Below are 19,185 nucleotides of genomic sequence, written 5' to 3' on the forward strand. Positions count from 1 at the left end.
CGCAAGGGGTATCGGTCGATTGCCTCGCTGCTTGGTTGCCCCGCGCGCGGCGTGTTTCTATACCGGCTTCAACGCCTTTAACGATTGGGACACCGCAGCATGGCCGCTTATCAGTATGTTTATGTGATGAAAGACCTCACCAAAGCCTTTCCGGGCGGGCGTGAAGTCTTCAAAGGGATCACGCTCTCCTTCCTGCCCGGCGTCAAAATCGGCGTGCTCGGCGTCAATGGTGCCGGTAAATCGACGCTGCTGAAAATCATGGCCGGCATCGAGAAAGAATTTGGCGGCGAGGCCTGGGCCGCCGAGGGCGTGCGGGTTGGCTATTTATCGCAAGAGCCGCATCTCGATGCGGATAAAACCGTGGGCGACAATGTCGCGATGGCCTTTGCCGAGCTGCGCAGCGCCATCGCCCGGTTCAACGCGATTTCCGAAGAATTCGCCGAGCCGATGGATGACAATAAAATGAACGATCTGCTGGCCGAGCAAGCCAGCTTGCAGGAAAAAATCGACGCCGAGGATGGCTGGGATCTCGATCGGCGCATTGATATCGCGCTCGATGCCCTGCGCTGCCCACCGGCGGAAGCGTCCGTCACCAACCTGTCCGGCGGCGAGCGGCGGCGGGTGGCCCTCTGCCGGTTGCTGCTGGAAAAGCCCGATCTTTTGCTCCTCGATGAGCCAACCAACCATCTGGACGCGGAATCGGTGGCCTGGCTCGAAAAGACGCTGCAAAACTTCGCCGGCACCGTGATCGTGGTGACCCATGATCGGTATTTTCTTGAAAATGTCACAAACTGGATTCTCGAACTTGAGCGCGGGCGCGGCTATCCGTTCGAGGGCAATTACACCTCATGGCTGGAGCAAAAGCAAAAGAGGCTGGCGCAGGAGGAGAAGGAAGAATCCGCCCGCCAGCGCGCCTTGCGTGAGGAGCGCGAATGGATCAGCGCGAGCCCGAAAGCCCGCCAAGCCAAAAGCCAGGCGCGCATCACCCGCTATGAAGACATGCTGGCCAAATCCCAAGAACAGGTCTCCGGGGTTGCCGAAATCATCATCCCGCCCGGCCCGCGCCTCGGCGGCATCGTCATCGAAGCCAAGCAGTTGCGCAAAGGCTATGGCAATAATTTATTGATCGATGATCTGAGCTTCAAATTACCACCCGGCGGCATCGTCGGCGTGATCGGGCCGAATGGCGCCGGCAAAACCACGCTGTTTCGGATGATTACCGGCAAGGAAACGCCGGATGGCGGCGTGCTCGATATCGGCGATACGGTCAAGCTTGGCTATGTCGATCAGTCGCGTGATAGTCTGGATGGTGAAAAAACCGTGTGGGAAGAAATTTCCGGCGGCACCGATGTTATTCATTTGGGCAAGCGCACCGTCCAATCGCGCGCCTATGTCGGCGCGTTCAATTTCAAAGGCTCTGACCAGCAAAAGAAGGTTGGCATTCTCTCAGGCGGTGAGCGCAACCGCGTGCATTTGGCCAAAATGCTCAAGGGCGAACATAATGTCATTCTGCTTGACGAGCCGACCAATGATTTGGATGTCGATACGCTCCGCGCCCTGGAAGAAGCCTTGATGGAATTTCCCGGCTGCGCGGTAATCACCTCGCATGATCGCTGGTTCCTGGATCGGCTGGCCACCCATATCCTCGCCTTTGAGGGCGATTCCCACGTCGAATGGTTCGAAGGCAATTTCCAAGACTACGAAGAAGACAAGCGCCGACGCCTCGGCGCGGACGCGACCGAGCCGCACCGGATCAAATATCGGCCCCTCAGCCGGTAGGATGGGTGCCGGTAGGATGGGTAAATGAATCCGTCCTGGACCATCAGCACGGCGCGGCTGCGCATGACGCCGGTGGGGTGGGCGGATTTGGAGGATTTGGTCGCGCTGAAAACCGATCCTCGGGCTTTCGGCCTGATGCTGGGCGGCGTGCGCACGCGCGAGCGGGTGGGCGAAGAACTCGCCGCCGAAGTCAAAGATTGGGGGCGTGACGGCTTTGGCATCTGGGGCGTGCGCGGCCTGCGGCTCGGCGCGTTTTTAGGGATCACCGGCCTGCAAGAGCGCCCCGATGGCCTCGGCGTTGCGCTCCGCTTCGCCCTCTGGCCCGAAGTGCGCGGCGCCGGCCTCGCCCGCGAAGCCGCAGGCGCCGCCCTGCGCTACGGCCACGAACAAGCAAAATTGGAACGAATCGTCGCCGTCGCCCGCGCCGATAATTTCGCCTCCCGCACGGTGCTCGGCGCCATCGGCATGGTGGAGGCCACCGGCTTCATCCGCATCGGCGTGCCGATGCTGGTGTATGAAAGCGTGCGAAAACACTGAATGTCGGGTGCGCGAGGGAAGCAAATTTTTCTTTTTGAAAAAAGAAACAAAAACTTTTGCTCTTAAAGGTGACTCGTTCTGTCTCACCCCCCTACCGCCGCCGCTCAATCTCCACGCCGGCGGATACCGCATCGGCGAACACGTCGAGCTTTTCCACCATCACCCGCACCCGTGCCACGCGCCGGTCATCGAGGCATAATTCGGCCAGCCGCTCCGCCAGCGTCTCCACCAGCTGCACATGCCCCGCCGCCACCAAAGCGCGCACCGCCACCACAATCCGCTCGTAATCGACCACCCGCGCCAAATCATCCCGGCCCACCGCCGGGCGCGACAGGCCCACCGCGCCATCATCCTCAACAGCTAAATCTAAATTAATCCGCACCCGTTGGCTGCGCTCCTGCTCATGCGCATACACACCGATGCGCGCCTCCAGCACCAGATCGCGTATGAACATCCGCCGCAGATTCAAGCCAATATCGCTCAAGCGTGCCTGTTCCATCGGCCCAGTCTGGTGCGCCGCAACACAAAAAATTGCAAGCAGAGATTCTCCTTGGCCCGAGAATGTCGCAACCCCGCCATGTTGCAGCCACAACTTCCCACCATATATGCCTCATCGGCAATTCGCCGTTTTTTAAGGGAGTTTCTCTATGCGTCTTTCTCTTCGCTCCGCGCTGCCGCTGGCAGGCCTTGCTCTGATCGCCGCGACCGGCGTGGCCTCGGCCAAAGTCATCAAGCTGCACGCCGCCCTCACCCCGGAAATGCATGTCATGGCCAAAGGCACCGGCGAAATGACCGGCACGTACAACACCGTGACCCACATCCTGACCTATAAAGTCACCGATAGCGGCATGTCCGGCCCGGTCATCGCCGCCCATATCCACGGCCCGGCCAAGCCCGGCGGCGATTATATGCTCTCCGCGCCGATCCTGGTGCCGCTGCATATCAGCAAAACCGGCGTGATCGCCGGCCACGCCAAGCTGACGCTGAAAAAGGCCAAGATCATCGAAATGGGCGATTCCTACGTGAACCTGCACACCAAAGCGAACCCGAAAGGCGAGCTCGCCGGTCAGGTTTCCGAAGTGAAGTAAGTCGCGTCCCAACCGACGCCGCAAACGCCCGGCCCGCAAGGACCGGGCGTTTTTGTTTCTTCCCTCCGGCCTCAGCCTTGCGCCAACCCGCTTTGCGCAATCCGCGCCTGATACGCGGCCACCAGCTCCGCCTTGCCAATACTCGGATTGCCTGCCGTCCGGCTCTTCACGCCGCTCCAATCAATCGAGGCCAAAATCCCCGCCACATCGCGCGCCCGGTTTCGCACCGCAATGAAATAATGCGATTGCGCCGCCCGCGCTAACCCCTCAACCGAGACCAAACCCGCCCGCACCCCAACCCGCTGAAACGCAAAATCCGCCTGTTCAGGCGTGCGCAAAAACGCGAAATCCGGATGCACCAGCGGCCCCGCCACACGCACCCGCGGCACCGCACTCCGCCGCCAAATCTGAAAAACAACCGGCACAGCATAAGGCTCACCACGATGGGTGAACGAGTTCGCGGATAACGCCGTTTCGCTCACTAACGAAAACCCAGCATCCACCCGCCGCTGGATCGTCGCTTTCTCAAAACTGCGCGGCAAAATACTCGCCACCACCTCGGCAAACTGTGCGGCATGATTAACGAACTTCACCGCGAGTGACGCATTTTTGCCAAACGGAAAATTACTCACCACCACATAGCGCGTGGCCGGCAGGCTCGGCCACCAGCGCAGGAAATCCGCCCGCTCAATGTCCGCGCGCGCCGGCGCAATATCAAGCCCAATCCGTGGCGCGGGCAGCGCGTCCAAAAACGATCCAGCACCCGCCGCCGGTTCGATGAACACGGTGCCCTCCTGGTCACCAATCACCGCCAAAACCCGGGCCACGCAGTCACGCGCCACCGCCGGGCGGGTGTAAAACTGATCCAGCGCGCGCGGTCCCGCCCGCCCGCTCTTGTGAACCGGCGGCTTCAATGCAAAAACGATTGCAATGGCGTCATGTTGAAACTCTCCCCTACTGCTCCGCCCGCGTCAACCGGATTGTCCCGCCGATGACCCTGCTCCGCTGGTATTTCGCGATCGATGCACCCGGCAGCACCGGCCCGGTGGGCGATCATGCGCGCCTCGCCGTGCTCTCGGCGCGCATGGTCGGCGGGCTTGACCCGTTCATGCTTTATCACGGCGCGGAGGGAGAGTTTTGCGCCTGGATGCGCGCGCAGGGCGTCACCATCATCCACGCCGAACCCCCAGCACTCGATGCGATGAGGGCAGCGCGCACCCAAGGCCATTTCACCGCCCATTCCATCGGTCATTGGCTGCGCCTCGCTATTCCGCATATCGATCATGATGCCACCCTCGCCCTCTACACCGATTGCGACGTGGTGTTTCTCCGCCGCCCGCGCTTGGGCGAGCTTACCCCCATTTTCTTCGCCGCCGCCCCGGAATTCGCGCCCGATCGTTGGAATTATTTCAATTCCGGCGTCATGCTGCTCAACCTCCCGGCCATGCGCGCCAGCGCCCCCGCGCTGGAGAGTTTTCTCCGCAACCGCCTCGCCGATCCCGCCGCCGCCGCCCAGCTCGATGACCAAATTCTGCTCAACCACGCCTATCGCGGCCATTGGGACCGGCTCAATCCGCTCTATAATTGGAAACCCTATTGGGGCTTCGCGCCAGACGCCGCCATCCTGCATTTCCACGGCGCGAAACGCGGCGTGATCGACGCGATTTGCGCCCAGCAATGGAATTGGAACGATCCTGTCGCCGCCAGCATCGGCGCCTTGTTCGATGCGCACCGCGCCGCCTACCAAACCTGGCTGTCCTATCTGGGCGACCAGCTGCAATCGACCGATTTCACCGCCGCCTTATCGCTCCACGCCACCGCCAGCGCCATCGCCCACTATGCCCGCAACACCCCACCACGCCCGCATGATTTGCGCTTCACCGAATTTCGGATGTTTCCAGACTAACAACGCATCTTCATAGCTCAAGCCCAATCAACCAGGCCGCATCATCCCCTGCATCATCGCCGGCATCCCGTTTTTGGCAAACCCGTCCAGCTCGCGGGCATGCGCGACAATCACCTTGACCATCGCCGGATCATCCGAGGTCTCGGTCACCTCAATCCCCGTCGGCAATAGCTTATACGAGCGGCGATACGCGGTCGGGTGCGCAAACATCACGCCCACACTCGGGCTGGCCGGATAGGCAAAAGGCCGGTTCTCATCGAGCCGCCGATACATCTCCACCACATGCGCCTGGATCAGCTTCGCCACGCGCGGATTATCCGATACGGTGGTGTCGATAATCCCGTTCGGCAAATAATCCGTGGCCCGGGTAATTTCCGCATGCCGCTCGAAAAGCTGCATCCCGGTCATCATCGGCCCCATCATGTTACCATGCGCCATCATCGAGCCGCCGCCCATCATTTCCGAGCCGCCACCCATTCCCGGCCCCATCTGCGCCGCCGCACGCCGCCAACTCAACCCGGCCAGCACGGCACTCACCATCGCCATGATCGATCGCCGCTGCATGACCGCACTCCTCAATATTTTCGCTCCTACGCCTAATCGCTTCCCCCAGGGCAAGGTCAATGACTGCGCGGGCCATCTCTCCCGGCCAAATCCATCAACCCATCATCGGCTCAAAGCGCTGCCATTCCAGCGCGCCAGCATACTGCCATGCCATCCGGCCCGCATCATCAAGCGCGAATAAATGCAGCCAGCCATGATCGAACAGGCGGCGCACCGCCGGATGATTTTGCAAAACCCCGATGATCGCCTCTCGCGGTGCCTCGATGCACACGCTCAAGCGCAGCGGCTCATGGATCAACCGCTCGCCATCATGCACCGATTGCCACGGATGCCCGGCCCGCAGCACCCCGCCATTGCCTTCCACCACGCCAATCCCGCCGGTCACATTATGCAGCAGCTTGTTGCCGGCACCAAACACCGCAGGGGCCACCACCGCGCCATAATAAGACAAACTGATCCAACTCGCGACGATAACCGGCGCGGTCAAAATCAGCTCCAGAACCCCGAACCCCGGATCACGCCGCCAATCATATTCATGCAAAAATGCCTGCCCATCGAGCGTCTTGCCCGCCGTGCGCGAACGCGGTGCGGCGATGAAACTGCGGCAACCCGCCAGCGCCCATTCCGGGCGGGTCTCGGCCCAATCACGCGCCCGCCGCAACAAAGCCTCACCATCCACCGCCCGCGGCAAGCCTGCCGCCCGCTCCGCCCGCGCCATCCACCCGGCGACGGCAAGCCATTGCTGCGCTTGCGCCAGCGCCGCCCGATGCGCGGCAAGCAGCGCAGGCGGCACATCACCCTCGTCATACAGCGTCACCTGATCGGTGGTGGTGTCATGCAGCGCCGCCACAAACAGCGTGTCAGGCGGAATTTCGATACCCGTCGCACCCAAACCGGCGCGCACCGCCGGATCATTGAGCAGGCGCGCGATCAGCCGCGCATTCACATCCCCCGGATAGCCCCCGCACGCGCCACAATGCAGCCCGCTCGCCTGCGGATTATTCACCACGCTCGCCCCATGGCCCACCAGCAGCACCAGCGGCGCAAAATCGCCGGTGAGCGACATCGCCCGCAAAATCGTCGCCGCCATCTCGATCCGGCCCGTTGGCGCGCCGTCAGGCTCACCCTCGGCCACGAGGCACGGCGCCGGATCGGCAGCGGGGGACGCACCCGCCAAACCCAGCGCATCCGCGATCAGCTTGAACGCATAAAGCGGCCCGGTCGCTTCCACGAACGCGAAGGAGGAAATCGCCGCGAGCTTGAACCGGCCCCAGGCCCGCCGCGCGCGGGCATTGATCCGCGTGGCCTGATCCGCGGCCAGCATCGGCCCGGCACCCGAGCATGAGCGCAAAGCAGGCTTAAAGAGAGCCGGGCCTCGCAATTCCTCCACATCCGAGCCAAAGCGCCGATGTGCGGTGGCGAGACCGAAAAACCCGGCAAACCCCAGGGTCTGGATTGCCGGGCTCACCTGTTCCAACGCCCGCCGGAACCGTTCGGAGCGCACATCGATGCAAAACGCCGCCTGCAAAGCCGGGCGCTGATCCGCACGCTGACCCGCGCGCATGTCGTCCGGCGCAACAGGCGCGGCCAACATCGCCGCGAGCCGCCGTTGCGCTGCGCGCTCGGCCGCCGCCTGCAAAATCTGATCGAGCCGCAAATCATCACTCGGCTCAAGCGCCTGCGCGTGGCGTGCGCGCACCGCCGCCCAATCATCCCCAATCGCGGGCTCATAGCGGATCAACAGCGCCTCTTCCCAGATCAGCCGGATCGCCAATAAATCGGTCAGCGTCGCGTCCGCCGCACCGCGCTGATCCGCCTGCCACAGCAAATAGCGGGCATATTGCGCCCAGCCGCCCAGCGTCATCAGCATTTGATGCAAATAGGTCTCCAGCGCATCCGCCGCTAACCCCAGCCGATGGATCGCGCGCGTCATCGCCGCCAAGGGATGTTCCGGCGTGTCCGCCACATGGCGAGCAAACCCGGCGAGGCCCAGAATTTCCGGCGTCAAATCATGGGTCGCCACCGCCCGCCACGCCCCATAGGCGCTCGGCCCGCGAGGTGCCGCCCACAGCGCCTGACCCGCATCGAAATAACCGCCCGCCCAGGCGCCAAACCGCTCAGCGATCACGCAAGGCCAATCAATCCCCGAAACCGACGCCGCCAAATCGGCAATGCTCGGCAGCGCCAGGGGCGCGGGCGCATCGCGGCGGATCGCCGCGTGCAATGCCGCCTCATCCACCGGGCGCTGATGCGCGGGCGCAGCCTCCCACGCTGCCCGCAAATCCCCGGCGGTGATCTGCCCGGCATCGATCTGCGCGCGATACCAAGCCCGGTTCATCATCACCTTCACCCCGGCAACCCGGGCGAGCCGCGCCCCAGCCATCGCCAAATCTTCGCCCGCCTGGCCGAGAAACGGATTAACCGCAACGCTTGCGGCCAGGGGCCAAAGTGGGGGTATCGCCTGCCCGGCCTGCGCCGCCCGCTCGGCAATCAGCGTGTCAGGAATCAGCGTGTCAGTAATCGGGGGTGTGTGTGTGCTGTCGATCATCGCACACCCCGCACCGATCCCCGGCTCGACCAAGTGCCCACCAGCCGGTCGATCACCGCGTTGGCATACCAGCCGTTCGAGAGATGCACCCGCAACCCGGCAGCGGCAGGATGATAGGCCCAGAGCGGAAACATCGCCTGCACGATCGCAACGAGCCCGAAGCTGATCACCGCCAGCCCGATCAACATCCATTGCAGCGCGCCCGGTGTCGGCGGCGGCGGCAAAACGCTCGCCGTCATCTGGGTTACCGCCGCTTGCAGCGCGAAATAACTGATCGAAACCGCAAGCGCATATAAAGCCGTGCGCCGGGTCAGCGCCCTCGGCGCGGCGTCGGCAAAGCCTTGCGCCAGCATATAGGCCACGCCGAAAATCAGAATCGCCCCCAGCGCCACCGCCTGCGGCGATTTATCGGCAAAGCCGAACGCAAACCCCACCAGCCCGTATAAAATCAGCGCGACCAAAAACGCCCGCCCCACCGCCCCGGCATTCGGCGTTGCGACCGGACCGGGCCGTTGGATCGCCGCCACCCGCTCGACCGCACCGCCCGAAGCCAAAAACGAGTGCGCCTTATAGAGCGAATGGGCCAGAATATGCAGCAGCGCGAGCGCAAATAACCCAAGGCCACACTCGAAAATCATGAATCCCATCTGCGCCACGGTGGACCATGCCAGCGAGGTCTTGACCATCGGCTGCGTCAACATCACCAGGCTCGCGTTCAACGCGGTAAACCCGCCAATCAACACCAGCGCCCCCAGCGCCAGCTTGGCATGGATCATCACGGTCGCGAACCGGATCAACAAAAACCCGCCGCCATTAATCACCCCGGCATGCAGCAACGCCGAAACCGGCGTCGGCGTTTCCATCACCTCGGTGAGCCAACCCTGGGTGGGCATTTGCGCCGATTTCAGGCAGGCCGCGAGCCCGAGCAGCCATGCCGCGCCGGCCACCCAACGCCCGCCTGCGCCTGCGCGCGCCGCCGCTAAAATCGCGCCGAGATCATCGGTGTGGAACGCGCCGAGCAGCAACAGGCACGCGCCCAACAGCGCCAGATCACTACCCCGCGCCATGATGAATTTTTTGCGCGCCGCCCGCCGCGCCCCCGCACGCTCAGGGTAAAACAACAGCAAACGCTGCAAAAACCAGCTTGAGGCCATCCACGCCGCCAGCAATTGCACCAGCGTATCGGCGGTCACCAGCAACAAAACCGCCACCAGCGTCAAACACAGCCAGAAGGTGAACCAGCCCTGCCGCGCCTCGCCATCGAGATAGGTCGCGGCATAGCGCAGCACCACCCAGCCAATGAACGTCACCAGCCCCATCATCGCGACACTCACCGGATCGAGCCGATCCAGACCCAGCGGCGCCACCAGCCGCCCCGCTTGCGCCGTGGCCACCACCGCGAGCATGGCCAGCCCAAACGCGATCAGCGCCGCCAGCTCCGCGAGCCGAGGCACCGTCTTGGGTCGGCAGCCAGGGCGCAGAAACCCGGCCAGCGCCGCCAGCAGCAGCGGGATGATCGCGAGCCAGGGCAACAAACGGATCAACATCGGCGCAATGCTCCTTGCTTGATGAACCCAACAGCGTGAGCACCTGCATAGCTGGGCTGAAGCATCGAATAAATTTCATTGTTTGTTTCAAATCGTTCTGTTTAATAGAACGATATGCGAAATCTGAATTACAACCATTTGCGCTATTTCTGGGTCGTCGCGCATGAGGGCAGCCTCACCAAGGCCGCCGAGCGGATCAATCTGTCGCCCTCGGCGCTCTCGGTGCAGATCCAAAAACTCGAGCACCAGCTTGGCCATCCGCTGTTCGAGCGCACCGGCAAGCGCCTCCTGCTCACCGAAGCCGGGCGGATCGCGCTCGAATATGCCGATGGCGTGTTCCAGGCCGGTGACGAGCTGATCGGCACGCTGCGCGGCCAGCCCCGCGCCAACCGCCAGCCCTTGCGCGTCGGCGCGCTGCCCACCCTGTCGCGCAATTTCCAGCTCGAATTTCTGCGCCCGCTATTCGGGCGTGACGATGTCGAGCTGATTCTGCGCTCCGGCCATATTCGCGATCTCCTCGCCCAACTCGAAGCCCATACGATCGATCTGGTGCTCGCCAACAGCCCCGCGCCGCGTGATGCCCGCACCGCCTGGCGCAGCCATTTGCTCGATGAGCAGCCGGTCAGCCTGATCGGCCATCCGCGCCCGCGCGCCAAACCATTTCGCTTCCCCGATGATCTGCGCACCGAGCCAATCTTGCTGCCCAGCCTCGATAGCGGCATTCGCATCGCGTTCGACCGGCTGATGGAAGCGGCCAATATCCTCCCGCTGATCGTGGCCGAAGTCGATGATATGGCGATGCTGCGCCTGCTCGCCCGCGAGCGCGACGCGCTGACCCTGGTGCCGCCAATCGTGGTGCGTGACGAGCTGGAAGCGGGCCTGCTGGTCGAACAGTGCCAAATTCCAGAAATCGCCGAGCGATTCTACGCCATTGTGCAAAAACGGCGCTTCCCCAACCCGCTACTCGCCCCGTTGCTCGCCGGTCACTGACAACAGGCCACGAATAACCAACCCGTCAAATCGGTGGCGCACTCGCCTTTAATCGCTCCATCGCAAAGCGCGAACTCACATTGCGCAGCGGCACCAGCGCAATCAATCGCCGGTAAAACGCATCATAGGCGGCAATATCCGGCACCATCACATGCAGCAAATAATCAACATCGCCACTCATCCGCCACGCCCCCACAATCTCCGGCATTTCCGCCAACATCGCCGCAAACCGTGCGAGCCACGGGGCCGAATGATCGGCGGTCTCCACCGAAACAAACACCGAGACCGGATAGCCCAGCGCCTCCGGCGAGAGCGAGACCACCCGCCCGGTAATCACCCCGGTATCCTCCATCCGCTTGATCCGCTTCCAGCACGGGGTCGCGGATAACCCGACCTGCTTGGCAATCGCCGCCAACGGCGTGGTCGCATCCGCCGCCAACAGCCGCAAAATCGCCCGATCGATCGCATCCAACCCTACCGCCGCCATCTGTTTTCTCCGCCAATTTTAGATTTCTCTCCTGTCATAGCCGACAATAAGAGAAAATCAATCTTATTTATGTGGGTAAAAAGCATTTTCATAGAAAAATATTTTCTTAAGCGACCATTCCGCCTATATCCACGCCATGACCAACACCGCCCCCAGCCTGACCCATCCCGATTTCGCGCCCGGCAGCGTCTGGCTCGCCGGCGCTGGTCCGGGCGACCCGTCTTTGCTGACCTTGGCGGCGCTGCATGCGCTGCAAACCGCCGATGTCATTCTGCATGACGCGCTGGTTGCCCCGGAAATTCTGGCCCTCGCCCCGGCCACCACCCGGCTGATCGCCACCGGCAAGCGCGCGGGCGGCGCGCAAACCCCGCAACTCGCGATCAACGCGCACCTGATCGCCCTCGCCCAGCAAAATCTGCGCGTGCTGCGGCTTAAAGGCGGTGACCCGTTCATTTTCGGCCGGGGGGGCGAAGAATGCCTGGCCCTTGCCGCCGCCAGCATTCCGCACCGGGTGATCCCCGGCATTTCGGCGGGCATCGGCGCCGCCAGCGCCGCCATGCTGCCAATCACCCATCGCGGCCTGGCCCGCAGCGTGCTGTTCGCCACCGGCGAAACCGGCCCCACCGGCCCGCAGGTCGATTTCGCGCGTCTCGCTCAGGCCGCCGACACGCTGGTGCTCTATATGGCGCGCAACAGCATCGCCAGCATCGCCGCCACCCTGATCGACGCTGGGCGTAACGCCGATGATCCGGTGGCGTTCCTGCTCGATGCCACCACCCCGCGCCAGCGGATCATCCACACCACCCTCGCGCAAGCCGGGCGATGCGCGCGCGATCTCACCACCGAGGCCACCTTGATCATTATCGGCCCCGTCGTCGCCCTCAGCGCCCTGCTCACCCCAGCCGCGCCGCACGCCCTCCCGTTGACCCGCGCCCAGGAAGCCTGATCCCATGACCAAACGCGCCAGCCTGCCCCGCACCGCCCCCTTCGCCCAGGCCGACATCGTGGCACTCGATCAGGTCATTGGCCGCGCCTCAACGGTCCAGCGCGCCTGGCTCGCGGGCTTTCTCGCCGGCATCGACGCCGCGAACAGCGACGCCCCAGCCCCCGCCGCACCCGCCCCGCAGGTCGCCGCCCCGCCGAAACCCAAACTCACCATTTTGTACGCCACCGAATCCGGCAACGCCGAAGCCCTCGCCACCGCCGCCCAGCGCAACGCGCAAAAGCGCGGCTTTGCCGTGCGCACGCTCGATATGGCGGAAACCAGCCCCGCCGCCCTGAAAAACGTGGGCAATCTTCTGGTCATCGCCTCCACCTGGGGTGAGGGCGAGCCGCCTGCGCGCGCCGCCCCGTTCATCCGCGCGCTGACCAGTCCCGCGACACCCCCCGCCGCCCCCCCAGCCGCGCCCCCAGTCGCGCCAATCGACCTGACCGGAGTGAATTTCGCCGTCCTCGCTCTGGGTGACAGCGCCTACGCCCAATTCTGCGAAACCGGCCGCCAGCTTGATGCTGCGCTCGAAGCGCTCGGCGCCACCCGCATCGCCACCCGCCTTGATTGCGACCTTGATTACGCCCAACCCGCGCAAAATTTCATCACGCGTCTCTTTGAAACACTCGCGCCGCCCGCCAACCCCGCGCCGGAAGCCGCCAACCCCGCCTCGATCATTCATGTCGATTTTCATCGCACCGAGGCGCAGCATACCAGCCTGCACACCCATGACGCGGACGAGGACGACGCTGAAAAGCCAATCACCGCAGAAATCCCCCTCGAAATTATCGCAGAAATCACCGCCCACCACCCGCTCACCTCCTCGCGCTCCGCCTCACCCACCTTTCATGTCGAGCTTGATCTCACCGGCACCGGCCTCACCTACGAGCCGGGCGACTCCCTCCAGATCCTGCCGACCAACGATCCCGCAACCGTCACCGCCCTCCTCGCCGCCACCTTCCTGTCGGCCAGCCCGGACCACGCAACCATCGCCCAACGCCTGACCACCGAGCGCGACATCACCACCCTCACGCCCAAGCTGCTGCGCGACTACGCGCAGGCCACCAACCACCCCGACCTCCTGGCCCTCAGCGCCGATGCCGAGGCCACCAAGCGTTTTCTCGCCGACCGCCAAGTGATCGATTTGGTCGAAACCTTCCCCGCCGCCCTGAGCGGCGATGCCCTGATCAATCTGCTCCGCCCGTTGCCGCGCCGCGCCTATTCCATCGCCTCCTCTCAATCCTTGGTCGGCGAGCAAGCCCATCTTGCCATCGCCAAACTCGCCTATCACGCGGCTGGCCGTGACCGCCTCGGTGTCGCCTCCGGCATGATCGCCGAGCGCGTCCGCCAAGGCGACACCCTGAACCTGACGGTTAAACCCAACCGTCATTTCCGCCTGCCCGCCGACCCGCAAACCCCGATCGTGATGATCGGGGCTGGCACCGGCATCGCCCCCTACCGCGCATTCCTCCAGCACCGCGAAGCCCTGGGTCTCTCCGGCAAAGGCAGCCTGGGCCAATCATGGCTCATCTTCGGTCATCGCCACTTCCTGCATGATTTTCTCTACCAGCTTGATATCCAAGAATGGTTAAAATCCGGTGTACTTTCCCGTCTTGATCTCGCTTTTTCCCGTGATCAGCCGCAGAAAAAATACGTCCAGCACATTCTCGCCGCCGAGCGCGATGCGCTCAAAGCCACCCTCGCTGACGGTGCCGTGCTCTATCTCTGCGGTGATGCCAAAGCCATGGCCCGCGATGTCGATGCGACCCTCACCGAGATTCTCGGCGCCGACGCGCTCGAAGCCCTGATCCGCGCGGGCCGCTATAAAAAGGACGTCTATTAATGCCCAAACCAGCCGCCGCGCACGCACTGCTCACCCGCGCCATCACCCGCGATTTTCCCGGTCAAATCGCCCTGATCTCCTCATTCGGCACCGAATCTGCCGTGCTGCTGCATCTGATCAGCACCATTGATCGCGCGATGCCGGTCTTGTTTCTCGATACCGGCAAACTCTTCCCCGACAGCATCGCCTATCGCGATGCCCTAACAACCCGTTTGCGCCTGACCAATATCCAATCGCTCCGCCCCGACCCCGCCCATCTGCGCCGGTTCGATCCCGATCATCGCCTCGCCGCATCCGATCCTGATCTTTGCTGCGCCATTCGCAAAACCATGCCGCTCGATGCCGCGCTGATCCCCTATGCCGCCTGGATCACCGGGCGCAAACGCACCCAGTCCGATACCCGCGCCACCATCACCGCCAGCGAAACCAGCCCCGATGGTCGCACCATTCTCAATCCGCTGCATGATTGGACCCGTGCGGACATCGAACAATATTTCCGCGCCCACGCGCTGCCCCGCCACCCGCTCGAAGCAGATGGTTTCGCCTCAATCGGCTGCGTTCCCTGCACCCGCCGGATCAAGCCCGGTGAAAGCCCCCGCGCGGGCCGCTGGAGCGGCACGCCGAAAACCGAATGCGGCATTTTTCTCCCCCGCCCCACCCAACCGATCCAGGCCCCAGCATGACCGAGCCAAAATCCCTCTCGCGCAACGAAACCCTCAAAGCAGGCAGCAATTTTCTCCGCGGCACTCTGCCCGAGGCCCTCGACCAGCAAGCCTTCGGCGGCCTGACTGAGGATGAAGGCCAGTTGGTGAAATTTCACGGCATGTATATCCAAGATGACCGCGATCTGCGCCCCGAGCGCGCCAAGCGCAAGCTGGATCGCGCCTATAGTTTCATGGCCCGCCTGCGCATTCCCGCGGGCATTCTAACGCCGCGTCAATATTTGGCGATGGACGAACTCGCCGATACCTACGCCAACCACACGCTGCGCCTCACCACCCGCCAAACCATCCAGTTCCACGGCGTGATCAAAGCCAATCTGCGGGCGAGCCTGCGCGCCATCGATGCCGCCCTGCTCGATAGCATCGCCGCCTGCGGTGACGTTAATCGTAACGTGATGGCAACAGCAAACCCGTTCCTCTCGCGCGCCCATACCGAGGCCGCGGAAGCCGCCCGCGCACTCTCGGCCCATTTTCTGCCGCGCACCGGCGCCTGGCGCGAAATTTTCATCGATGGCGCAGCAATCACCCCACCCGATGCTGGGGCCGAACCCGAAGCCGAGCCCATCTACGGCCCCACCTATTTGCCGCGCAAATTCAAAATGACCGTGGCCGTGCCACCGTCAAACGATGTTGATGTCTTCGCCCATGATCTCAGTTTCGTCGCCGTCATCGAGCAGGATCGCATCACCGGCTACACCATCATCGCCGGCGGCGGCATGGGGGCAAGCCATGGCGAGCCGGAAACCTATCCGCGCGTCGGCTCGATCATCGGCTATTGCCCTGCCGCGCAATTGCTCGAGGCCGCAGAAGCCATCCTCACGGCCCAGCGTGATCTCGGGGATCGCAGCAACCGCAAACATGCCCGCCTGAAATACACCATCGACACAATCGGCCTTGATGAATTCATCCGCATCGTCAATGAGCGTTTGCCAACTCCGCTGGAACCCGCACGTGCTTTCACCTTCACCAATAATCACGATACGCTCGGCTGGGCGCAGGATAGCGATGGTCTGCACCACCTCACCTTGTTCATCGAAAATGGCCGCATCCAGGACACCGACACAAGTCGCCTCAAATCCGCCCTTGCCAGCATCGCCCGCCTGCCGGACTTTATCGATCACGGCAGCCTGATTTTCACGCCGAACCAAAATATCATCATCGCGCGCATCACGGCCGCCCAGCGCAAGCTGATCGAAGCCATCCTCGCCGATCACGGCGTCACCCAGGCCGTCTCGCCGGTGCGCAGCACCGCTATGGCCTGCGTCGGCCTGCCCACCTGCGGCCTCGCCCTCGCCGAGTCCGAGCGCTATCTGCCAAGCTTAATCACCAAACTCGAAGCCCTGCTCAGCGCGCACGGCCTCGCGTCAGAAAAAATAACGATCCGCATGACTGGCTGCCCCAATGGCTGCGCCCGCCCCTATATCGCGGAAATCGGCCTGGTCGGGCGCAATCCTGGTCGCTATAATCTGCTGCTCGGCGGCGCGCCGGATGGGTCACGCCTCAATAAACCGCATCGCGAAAACGCAACCGAAGCCGAAATCCTCGAAACACTCGGCCCCCTCTTCGCCCGCTTTGCCGCCGAACGCATCGGCCCCGAATCCTTCGGCGATTTTTGCAACCGCACCCTTGCCTAACACCGCGTCACTGCCGCGCCATCTCCGCATGGCCAATCCCATCGCCGCTCACCAAGCCGCGCGGCTCCAGCCGCATCTCGATGCGCTGGATCTGCCCGGTGAACCGAAAGGGTGGCGCATAATCACCAACCGGACTGCCCCTGCTCATCCCAATATCCAACCCGCTCCAGGAAATCAGCGTGTTGAACCCCGAATCGCACCGCAGCCGCCCCACCTCATCATCATCAACCAGCAACACGCCTTCATGAAACGCCGTCTTCGCCATCATCCCCGCATGGCCCGGCGCGGCAAACCGCACCATCGGCCCCACCATGGCCCGATAGCGCAACCGGCACGCCCCCATTGGCAACATCCCGCTTGAGCGCAGCACATGATGCCGCCCGCCAATATTCAAATCATGCACCAGCCGCCCATCCTCGACATACAGCACATAGCCCGATGTCGCATCGCCATGCGCAATCAACACACCCGACGAACCCGCCTCTAACACCACATAAGCGACAATCTCATAGCCCCGCGCTCGAATATCCGGCGCCACATCGGTCGGAATATGGCCAACCCCCGGATGAAACACGAACTGCCGGCGATCACCCCGCCCGCGCGCCAAACTCTCGATAAATCGTTGCCCGAACCGATCATCCAGCGGCAATACATGGCACCGCTCCGCCTCCGCCCACCACATCGCCTGCAACGCCGCCAACCGCTCCGGCATCACAGCCGCCTGATCGCGCGTTTCCGAAAAATCACTGTCTAAATGATAAAGCTCCCAAACATCATCCTCGAACGCCGTGCCCGGCTTATGAAACGCCACCGCCTTCCAGCCATCATGCCACAGCCCCCGATGGCCAAACATCTCGAAATATTGCGGCCCCGCCCGGCGTGATGCCTGCGCATCCGTCAAACTACGCGCAAAACTCTCACCATCGAGCGACATTTGTGCGACCCCGCCAATCGTCTCCGGCACCGTCGCATCCACCCAGTCCAGCAAGGTCGGCACCAAATCCGCCGCATGACAAAATTGATGCCGCAACCCGCCCGGATCACGCACCGCACGCGGCCAATGCACAATCAACGGATCGCGAATCCCCCCGCCATGCGTGTTCTGCTTATACCGCCGCAACGGCGTATTCGCCGCCATCGCCCACCCATGCGGAAAATTCGAATGCGTGTCCGGCCCGCCAATATCATCAATCCGCCGAATTTTCTCCTGCAGCGTCTCGGCTTGAAAATTATACGGCCCCATCGCATTCACCATGCCCAGCGGCCCACCCTCCTGGCTCGCCCCGTTATCGGATAACACCAGTATAATCGTGTCCTCCGCCAACCCGCTCTGCGCCATAAACGCCATCAACCGCGCAATCTGCTGATCCGCATGATCCAGCATCGCCGCATAGGCCGATTGCAACCGCACAAATAACCGCCGCTCATCTGCGCCTAACGCATCCCACGCCGCCACCCCTTCATTGCGCGGCGGCAACGCCGTGCCCTCCGGTACAATCCCTAACGCAATCTGCCGCGCCAAACGCCGCGCGCGCTCCACATCCCACCCCGCCTCGAACATCGCATCATACGAGCGGATCAATTCCGCCGGCGCCTGATGCGGCGCATGGCACGCCCCAAACGCCAGCCATAACAGCCACGGCGCCCCCGGCGCATCAAGCTGATGCCCCGCCAAAAACCCCATCGCCTGATCCACCAAATCCGCACTCAAATGATAGCCAGAGCGAAAATTTCCCCCAAAATCCCCCCCAAAATCCGCTGGGGCCGCAATCGGCGAATTATCCCGGATCAATTCCGGCGCATATTGGTCGGTCTCCGCATCCATAAACCCATAAAACCGATCAAACCCCCGCCCCAACGGCCACCCATCAAACGGCCCCGCCGGCCCCGTCTCATGCAGCGGCGTCACATGCCACTTGCCCACCATATAAGTCCGATACCCCACCCCCCGCAGCATCTCCGGCAAAACCCCCGCCTCCCGCGCAATCTTGCCCCGATACCCCGGCAACCCGGCATCAAAATTCGCAAGGCACCCCATCCCCACCCGATGATGATTCCGCCCCGTCAACAACGAAGCCCGCGTCGTCGAACACATCGCCGTGGTGTGAAACCCCGTATAACGCAGCCCCCCCGCCGCCAATTGATCAATCGCCGGCGTGCGAATTTCCGAGCCATAACACCCAAAATCCGAAAACCCGACATCATCAAACAAAACCACCAAAATATTAGGCCGCGTCCCGCCGCGCTCATCACCCGACTGCGCCATAATGCCACTCCCTCATGGTTGCTCTAATCTTTACGAATTAAACTGGCACCAACCAGGCAGAGGGTCAATCAGGCTAATCGGCGGAGCGCCGCGAAAGCGAGCAAAAAACCGCTTTTTTGAAAAAAAGCGGCGCAAAAAACTTTCGCTCTCACGCGATATTTAGTCCACCGATCATACGGACGCGCCGCGACACGGTGAAATTCACGCAGCCGTTGTACGGATCAATAGCGCACCCAGCGTGCGAGAACCGGAGCATCATGTGGGGTTCAAGCGTGGCCCTCCCCTC

At 62.9% G+C, this 19,185-nt stretch carries 16 protein-coding genes; 9 read left to right on the top strand and 7 right to left on the bottom strand.

The window, feature by feature from the left end; translation table 11 throughout:
- The first annotated feature begins 99 nt into the window (after positions 1-99).
- Positions 100-1,779, top strand: a complete 1,680-nt coding sequence (gene ettA / locus ACYUCQ_RS08365) for an energy-dependent translational throttle protein EttA (protein ID WP_460254061.1) — start codon at positions 100-102, stop codon at positions 1,777-1,779.
- A 24-nt stretch (positions 1,780-1,803) separates the two neighbouring features.
- Positions 1,804-2,316, top strand: coding sequence for a GNAT family N-acetyltransferase (locus ACYUCQ_RS08370; RefSeq protein WP_460254062.1), 513 nt, complete (start codon positions 1,804-1,806; stop codon positions 2,314-2,316).
- A 91-nt stretch (positions 2,317-2,407) separates the two neighbouring features.
- Here the strand turns inward: ACYUCQ_RS08370 and ACYUCQ_RS08375 are convergent, their stop codons facing one another.
- Positions 2,408-2,815, bottom strand: coding sequence for a dihydroneopterin aldolase (locus ACYUCQ_RS08375; protein ID WP_460254063.1), 408 nt, complete (start codon positions 2,813-2,815; stop codon positions 2,408-2,410).
- Between the two features lie 148 nt (positions 2,816-2,963).
- On the opposite strand from ACYUCQ_RS08375, the gene ACYUCQ_RS08380 reads away from it, so the two are divergent.
- A complete protein-coding gene (locus ACYUCQ_RS08380) occupies positions 2,964-3,404 on the top strand; it encodes a CHRD domain-containing protein (RefSeq protein ID WP_460254064.1) in 441 nt (146 codons plus the stop codon).
- Between the two features lie 71 nt (positions 3,405-3,475).
- On the opposite strand, the gene ACYUCQ_RS08385 is transcribed toward ACYUCQ_RS08380, so the two are convergent.
- Positions 3,476-4,318 (bottom strand): hypothetical protein, encoded by an 843-nt coding sequence (locus tag ACYUCQ_RS08385; protein ID WP_460254065.1) that lies wholly within the window; start codon positions 4,316-4,318, stop codon positions 3,476-3,478.
- Here ACYUCQ_RS08385 and ACYUCQ_RS08390 point away from each other — a divergent pair.
- Positions 4,318-5,310, top strand: a complete 993-nt coding sequence (locus ACYUCQ_RS08390) for a glycosyltransferase (protein ID WP_460254066.1) — start codon at positions 4,318-4,320, stop codon at positions 5,308-5,310. The two genes, ACYUCQ_RS08385 and ACYUCQ_RS08390, sit on opposite strands and share 1 nt — an antisense overlap.
- A 27-nt stretch (positions 5,311-5,337) precedes the next feature.
- On the opposite strand, the gene ACYUCQ_RS08395 is transcribed toward ACYUCQ_RS08390, so the two are convergent.
- From ACYUCQ_RS08395 to ACYUCQ_RS08405, 3 genes are all read right to left on the bottom strand, one after another.
- Positions 5,338-5,874 (bottom strand): hypothetical protein, encoded by a 537-nt coding sequence (locus tag ACYUCQ_RS08395; protein ID WP_460254067.1) that lies wholly within the window; start codon positions 5,872-5,874, stop codon positions 5,338-5,340.
- 94 nt (positions 5,875-5,968) lie between these two features.
- Entirely contained in the window at positions 5,969-8,422 is a 2,454-nt protein-coding gene (locus tag ACYUCQ_RS08400) for a YbcC family protein (protein WP_460254068.1), read from the bottom strand.
- Positions 8,419-9,969 (bottom strand): proton-conducting transporter transmembrane domain-containing protein, encoded by a 1,551-nt coding sequence (locus tag ACYUCQ_RS08405; protein ID WP_460254069.1) that lies wholly within the window; start codon positions 9,967-9,969, stop codon positions 8,419-8,421. The genes ACYUCQ_RS08400 and ACYUCQ_RS08405 overlap by 4 nt, the downstream gene beginning before the upstream one ends.
- A gap of 114 nt (positions 9,970-10,083) precedes the next feature.
- Here ACYUCQ_RS08405 and ACYUCQ_RS08410 point away from each other — a divergent pair, with 114 nt between their 5' ends.
- Complete coding sequence (locus ACYUCQ_RS08410) at positions 10,084-10,959, top strand: LysR family transcriptional regulator (protein WP_460254070.1); 876 nt, start codon at positions 10,084-10,086, stop codon at positions 10,957-10,959.
- A gap of 25 nt (positions 10,960-10,984) precedes the next feature.
- Here ACYUCQ_RS08410 and ACYUCQ_RS08415 read toward each other — a convergent pair whose 3' ends face one another.
- Positions 10,985-11,446, bottom strand: coding sequence for an Lrp/AsnC family transcriptional regulator (locus ACYUCQ_RS08415; protein ID WP_460254071.1), 462 nt, complete (start codon positions 11,444-11,446; stop codon positions 10,985-10,987).
- A gap of 136 nt (positions 11,447-11,582) precedes the next feature.
- Here ACYUCQ_RS08415 and cobA point away from each other — a divergent pair, with 136 nt between their 5' ends.
- The 4 genes from cobA to ACYUCQ_RS08435 are packed head-to-tail and all read left to right on the top strand — an operon-like array spanning position 11,583 to position 16,633.
- Positions 11,583-12,392 carry a uroporphyrinogen-III C-methyltransferase gene (gene cobA / locus ACYUCQ_RS08420; RefSeq protein WP_460254072.1) on the top strand — a complete coding sequence of 270 codons (810 nt, stop codon included), beginning with the start codon at positions 11,583-11,585 and terminating at the stop codon, positions 12,390-12,392.
- A 4-nt stretch (positions 12,393-12,396) separates the two neighbouring features.
- Positions 12,397-14,277, top strand: a complete 1,881-nt coding sequence (locus tag ACYUCQ_RS08425; protein ID WP_460254073.1) for a diflavin oxidoreductase — start codon at positions 12,397-12,399, stop codon at positions 14,275-14,277.
- The gene (locus tag ACYUCQ_RS08430) at positions 14,277-14,960 is read left to right on the top strand and encodes a phosphoadenylyl-sulfate reductase (protein WP_460254074.1); all 684 of its coding nucleotides are present in this window, start codon (positions 14,277-14,279) and stop codon (positions 14,958-14,960) included. The genes ACYUCQ_RS08425 and ACYUCQ_RS08430 overlap by 1 nt, the downstream gene beginning before the upstream one ends.
- Positions 14,957-16,633 (top strand): NADPH-dependent assimilatory sulfite reductase hemoprotein subunit, encoded by a 1,677-nt coding sequence (locus ACYUCQ_RS08435; protein WP_460254075.1) that lies wholly within the window; start codon positions 14,957-14,959, stop codon positions 16,631-16,633. The genes ACYUCQ_RS08430 and ACYUCQ_RS08435 overlap by 4 nt, the downstream gene beginning before the upstream one ends.
- A 7-nt stretch (positions 16,634-16,640) precedes the next feature.
- Here ACYUCQ_RS08435 and ACYUCQ_RS08440 read toward each other — a convergent pair whose 3' ends face one another.
- Positions 16,641-18,899 carry an arylsulfatase gene (locus ACYUCQ_RS08440; RefSeq protein WP_460254076.1) on the bottom strand — a complete coding sequence of 753 codons (2,259 nt, stop codon included), beginning with the start codon at positions 18,897-18,899 and terminating at the stop codon, positions 16,641-16,643.
- Positions 18,900-19,185 lie beyond the last annotated feature (286 nt).

This window comes from Acidiphilium sp. MT5 (assembly GCF_054767495.1).

Bases quoted from the DNA above. Each gene is read 5' to 3' on its own strand.
- cobA (WP_460254072.1), top strand. From the start codon at position 11,583: ATGACCAACACCGCCCCCAGCCTGACCCATCCCGATTTCGCGCCCGGC.
- ACYUCQ_RS08425 (WP_460254073.1), top strand. From the start codon at position 12,397: ATGACCAAACGCGCCAGCCTGCCCCGCACCGCCCCCTTCGCCCAGGCC.
- ettA (WP_460254061.1), top strand. From the start codon at position 100: ATGGCCGCTTATCAGTATGTTTATGTGATGAAAGACCTCACCAAAGCC.
- ACYUCQ_RS08435 (WP_460254075.1), top strand. From the start codon at position 14,957: ATGACCGAGCCAAAATCCCTCTCGCGCAACGAAACCCTCAAAGCAGGC.
- ACYUCQ_RS08370 (WP_460254062.1), top strand. From the start codon at position 1,804: ATGAATCCGTCCTGGACCATCAGCACGGCGCGGCTGCGCATGACGCCG.
- ACYUCQ_RS08440 (WP_460254076.1), bottom strand. From the start codon at position 18,899: ATGGCGCAGTCGGGTGATGAGCGCGGCGGGACGCGGCCTAATATTTTG.
- ACYUCQ_RS08410 (WP_460254070.1), top strand. From the start codon at position 10,084: ATGCGAAATCTGAATTACAACCATTTGCGCTATTTCTGGGTCGTCGCG.
- ACYUCQ_RS08375 (WP_460254063.1), bottom strand. From the start codon at position 2,815: ATGGAACAGGCACGCTTGAGCGATATTGGCTTGAATCTGCGGCGGATG.
- ACYUCQ_RS08415 (WP_460254071.1), bottom strand. From the start codon at position 11,446: ATGGCGGCGGTAGGGTTGGATGCGATCGATCGGGCGATTTTGCGGCTG.
- ACYUCQ_RS08390 (WP_460254066.1), top strand. From the start codon at position 4,318: ATGCAAAAACGATTGCAATGGCGTCATGTTGAAACTCTCCCCTACTGC.
- ACYUCQ_RS08380 (WP_460254064.1), top strand. From the start codon at position 2,964: ATGCGTCTTTCTCTTCGCTCCGCGCTGCCGCTGGCAGGCCTTGCTCTG.
- ACYUCQ_RS08430 (WP_460254074.1), top strand. From the start codon at position 14,277: ATGCCCAAACCAGCCGCCGCGCACGCACTGCTCACCCGCGCCATCACC.
- ACYUCQ_RS08405 (WP_460254069.1), bottom strand. From the start codon at position 9,969: ATGTTGATCCGTTTGTTGCCCTGGCTCGCGATCATCCCGCTGCTGCTG.
- ACYUCQ_RS08400 (WP_460254068.1), bottom strand. From the start codon at position 8,422: ATGATCGACAGCACACACACACCCCCGATTACTGACACGCTGATTCCT.
- ACYUCQ_RS08395 (WP_460254067.1), bottom strand. From the start codon at position 5,874: ATGCAGCGGCGATCGATCATGGCGATGGTGAGTGCCGTGCTGGCCGGG.